The 4202-nt window shown below is 68.3% G+C and carries 3 protein-coding genes and 1 pseudogene; 2 read left to right on the top strand and 2 right to left on the bottom strand.

The window, feature by feature from the left end:
• Both LHA35_RS27910 and LHA35_RS27905 read left to right on the top strand, forming a co-directional pair.
• Positions 1–275 (top strand): annotated as a pseudogene (locus tag LHA35_RS27910) (hypothetical protein); the annotation flags it as partial.
• Positions 276–563: 288 nt separating this feature from the next.
• Complete coding sequence (locus LHA35_RS27905; RefSeq protein ID WP_226614564.1) at positions 564–878, top strand: HU family DNA-binding protein; 315 nt, start codon at positions 564–566, stop codon at positions 876–878.
• A 270-nt stretch (positions 879–1148) separates the two neighbouring features.
• On the opposite strand, the gene LHA35_RS27900 is transcribed toward LHA35_RS27905, so the two are convergent.
• Both LHA35_RS27900 and LHA35_RS27895 read right to left on the bottom strand, forming a co-directional pair.
• Complete coding sequence (locus tag LHA35_RS27900) at positions 1149–2186, bottom strand: tyrosine-type recombinase/integrase (protein WP_226614560.1); 1038 nt, start codon at positions 2184–2186, stop codon at positions 1149–1151.
• 50 nt (positions 2187–2236) lie between these two features.
• Positions 2237–4000: a site-specific integrase gene (locus LHA35_RS27895; protein ID WP_226614557.1), complete on the bottom strand. Its 1764-nt coding sequence runs from the start codon at positions 3998–4000 to the stop codon at positions 2237–2239.
• Between the last annotated feature and the right edge of the window lie 202 nt (positions 4001–4202).

Raw genomic sequence — 4202 nt, 5'->3', positions numbered from 1 at the left:
CCGCTCGTCCGAGCAAGGCGTACCGCCTCGTCCTCAAATTCCTTCGTAAACCGTCGCTGCTGCTTCATGTGGGTCCTCTTGCATCATCGGGACCTCTCCACTTTCCCGAAGCAAGTCCACCATGGCGCTCCCTCGAAGCGGTGGAGTTCGCCACCCTCGAGTGGGTCGCCTGGTTCAACACAGGACGCCTCCTCGAGCCGATCGGAAACATCCCTCCCGCCGAGGCCGAGGCGCGCTACTATGCCCAACGGGAGACAACCGCCCTGGCGGCATGACCCAAGCACAAAAGCCTCCGGCCATCCCGGTGCGGTTCACCCGGCTTTGGCTGCAGACGTTGGATAGACAAGACGCTTTACAGGAGGCCGCAAGCTGAAGGTGATCCGCATGCCTGCAGATTGGATCACGCACCTAGAGCAGGAGCAAGGGAGGGATGGGACACGGGCACCGCTGGCCCCGTTTCCCTGAAACTGCCTGTCACCTGACGTGCACTCGTCCAACATAACCCTTGGGTACGGACGCGTTCCCCGCTACGCCTGTTCGGTGTCCTTCTTGGGGAAAGGCTCGTGTCCAAACAATTCCTGACCAACGCAATCCTGCGATCGGCCGACATGCCGGCGACTGCGGCGAACCGCCTGGCCGGCGACATCGTCGCCGCGATCAAGGCCGAGCTCGTGGAGAACGAGCGCTTCACCATTCCCGACTTCGGGGCGCTGGTGGTGCGCGAGACCCCGAAGCGCATCGCGCTGAACCCGAAGACCGTCGAGAAGGTCCAGGTGAAGGCGGGCGCGACGGTGAAGTTCAAGGCGAGCCCGGCGCTTAAGGAGGCCGCGCTCACGGGTCTGAAGAAGGCCAAACGCAAGGCCGCGAAGCCAGCCTGAGCGGCGCGCCGACGCGCACCCGGCTACAGCCGGCTACAGGGTGAACCACTCCTTCGGGCGGTCGGTTACGAACTTCGCGTTGCCCACCATATCCATGCGTGGGCGGCGCCGGCCACCATGAAGGCGCGCACCGTCGGATCCGCCTTGCCAGTGCGCTGCACTACCCGGCCGCGGATCGACTGCAGGCCGGAGATGCCGGCCATCTCCGCGCGTGACGCCGGCTCACCCACACCCCACGTCGCCTTCGGAGGGCTTCAGGGCGAATTGCCATTATTGGCGCCGACGGCCTGTTACACTCCGCCGGAGCCGCCGCCACTCAGCCTCGGCGCCCGTTCGACCCGAGCGATCATAGATCTCGTTCACGCTGCGCGTGCCGCGGTGCGCCAGGGCGGCTCCTGTAACCTTCACGGCGCGCGGGTCGGCTACCAAGAGGCCGGTGGCGATCGTGTGCCGGATGGCGTGGGGGTTGATGGGGTGCCCCAGCAACTGAATGCCCCGGCGCTGGAAAATCTCCCAGAGCGAGTTGTAGGCGAGTGGGCGGCGTCTCTCGCTGATGAATAGCCAGCCCTGGTCGGGCGCGCCGTCCAGGAGCCGCGGCCTGTGCTCCTCGATATGGCGCCGCAGATAGGGCACCAGCGTCGCGGGAAGGGGCAGATCCACCGTCACCCCGTTCTTGATGTCGGTGCTGGCGAAGGTCAGCCGGTACCCATCGCCGGTCTCCAGCACGGTCTCACCCAGTCGCAGACCCGCGATGTTCTTGCAGCGCAAGCCGATGTAGATGGTGAGCGCCAGCATCAGCCCATCGCGGTGGTCGACGGACGCGTCGCGCGACAGTGGGGCGGCATCGGCGGCATCGCACAGAGCAAGCGCCCTACTGACCAGCAGCACGGGGTCGAGTGAGACGACCGGCTTGCGGGACGCCATGGCCTCCCCATGTCGTGGGCGGCCGATATGCTGCCGGACCCAGGACCAGTCGCGCTCCGGCACCATGGCGGCTATGGCGAGGGAGAAGGAGAGCACGAGCTGCCGGACCGTATTGGCCGAGGTGCGCTGGCGGAGCGCCTCCAGCCATGCCGTGAACCGCTCATAGGTCAGCCGCTCGGCTGGCCCCTCGGCCGCGTCGAGGTCACTGCGCGTCTCCAGGAAGGCAAGGAAGTTGCCCCAGGCCCCGGCGCGGCCCCTCTTGGAGCCTGAAGCAAGGTGGGCAGCAGGACCGGGAGGGTCGAAGGGGCCGTCTCCCGGACGGATGGCGCGCTCCCAGGCGGCGCGGTCGGCCCGCGGCCAGAGGTCCGGTGTGAGTCGGCGCATCTCGAGCGGGAAGCTGTCGCTGTACCGCCCCCGCGGATCACGGCGGGCGGTCACCGCCGGCCCCCGTGGCTGGTTTCATTGCGCCACAGGGCGTCACGCTTGCGGTCGAGCAGGTCGGCCCAGACCCGTTGGCCACTCCGCGTGCTCAGGACACCATACATCCCTTCGGTGATCTTGAGCTGTGAATGCCCGAGCAGGCGCTGGGCAATCGGGCCGCTGTTCGGGTCGGCGTCGTAGAGCAGCGTCGCGGCGAGGTGGCCGAGGAGGTGCGGGTTGAACTCGGCGCCGACCGCGTCCCTCACCGCCTGGCTCACATTGCGCCCCACGGCCTCGGGACAGCGGTGCTTCTCGCCCACCCCGGGAAACAGCCGGGTCGTGGAGGTCTGCATTCCCGGCAGCAGAGGCCGGTACACCGTCAGGTGCCGGGCGATGCGGCGTGCCAGGTCGGGCGGCACGGCCGCTTCGATCGCGATGCCGTTCTTCACCTCGGTGCCGGGGATGCACAGCGTCATGACCCTGCCGTTCTGGTCGCGGACAAAGTGTCGCTCAATGTCAAGCGCGGCCAGGTTCCGGCGCCGCATGGGCAGGAGCAGCAGGATGGCCAAGGCCAGGCCGCGCTCACGCGCAGCGGCAGCCCGCGCCGGGCAACCCTCCTTCAGCAGCCGGTCCGCCGCCTTGAAGAGTTCGGCGGGTAGCTCGAACAGCTTGCGTAGGAGCCTCCGGTCGTCGAACTGGGCCAGCCGTCCCCGCGCCCGCTCCGTCAGCCCTGCGTACCGGTGCGCCACCTTGGTTCGGATCTCGAGAAGGGGCAGGAGCTCGGCCTCGGGCAGGCGCAGATGCCGGCGTGCCACATCGAACAGATTGGTCGCCATCTGCAGCGCCTCGCCTTTCCAGGCCCTGCCGCCACCTTGCCGGCACAGATCCGTGAGCACGGTCCGCATCGCCACCGGGGTGACGAGGGCAGCGAGACCGGTGATCGTCTCGATCGGCTGGCCGGCCTCGACCAGGACGGAGGCGGCTCGCACCAGACCGCGACGCCGGTCAGCAATGGTTGTCGGGCTGAGCGGTCGGACGGCACGACCGGGGTAGTTGCCGATGGGCGGGAGCGGCTTCTCAAACGGGTCCGGAGCAGCGAGGTGACCGATATAGGTGTCCAGCTCCGCCGCCAATGAGGCGGGGAAGGCCGTGAACTTCAGGGCCCACACATGCGGGTTATGAGGCGGTGTCAACTTCCGGCCCGGCCAGCCCTCGACCGTGTCCACCGCCGCGTTCCACATCCGCCGGACCGAGTTGATGGTCGCGCCCGGATCGAGCTCGTAGGTGCGTTCGAGCAGGAAGGCACGATACGCCTTGAGCGCGGCCTCTTCGCCCTGCGTGGGTGAGATCTTCTGCATCTGGCAGAAGCGGGCGAAGCCGGTGAGCGCCGCCGACTGCGGCGTCTTGGGCAGGAGTGCCATTGCCTCGGCCCAGGCGCCCTCCAGCGGCACGTGGTGTTCGGCGCGCCGGGTCACGTGGCCGGTCAGCGCACCCATGTTGGCGAGGACACTGCGGATATTGGCCCAGCGCTTGCGCGACATACGATGCCGCGCCGGCAGCACGGCTACCAGCAGGGGTCTGAGCGCGGACGGCGCGAGCGGCAGGTTCTCCGCCGTCCGGCCGGTGACGCGGCCGAGCGAGGCCACGGCCGAGCGGTACTGGCGCATCCGCTCCGGTCGGGTCGAAGGGTCGGCCGCGACGACGGCCAGGGCGTCGGCGAAGGAGACCGGGCGCGCGTCGACGGCCCCGCCCGTGGGAGGCGAGTGGGGTATGCTCATGTTGTCCTCTGTGGTCAGGGGTGGTCTGCGACACCGGCGCGTGGTCAGAGGCGCGCAGGCGGGAATGCGTCTTGTCTGCTAATGAGAGCTGTGCGCGGATGTGCTTGGACGCGTGCCGAGGAGGATGATTCGTTGATTGTGCGGCGGACGGAGGTCGGCATGGCACGGCGACGGATTGGACAGGAAGATCTCATTGCACGGT

The sequence above is a fragment of the Roseicella aerolata genome, from assembly GCF_020523605.1.
GTDB classification, from domain to species: Bacteria; Pseudomonadota; Alphaproteobacteria; order Acetobacterales; family Acetobacteraceae; genus Paracraurococcus; species Paracraurococcus aerolatus.
This window is presented reverse-complemented; position numbering and strand designations above follow the sequence as displayed.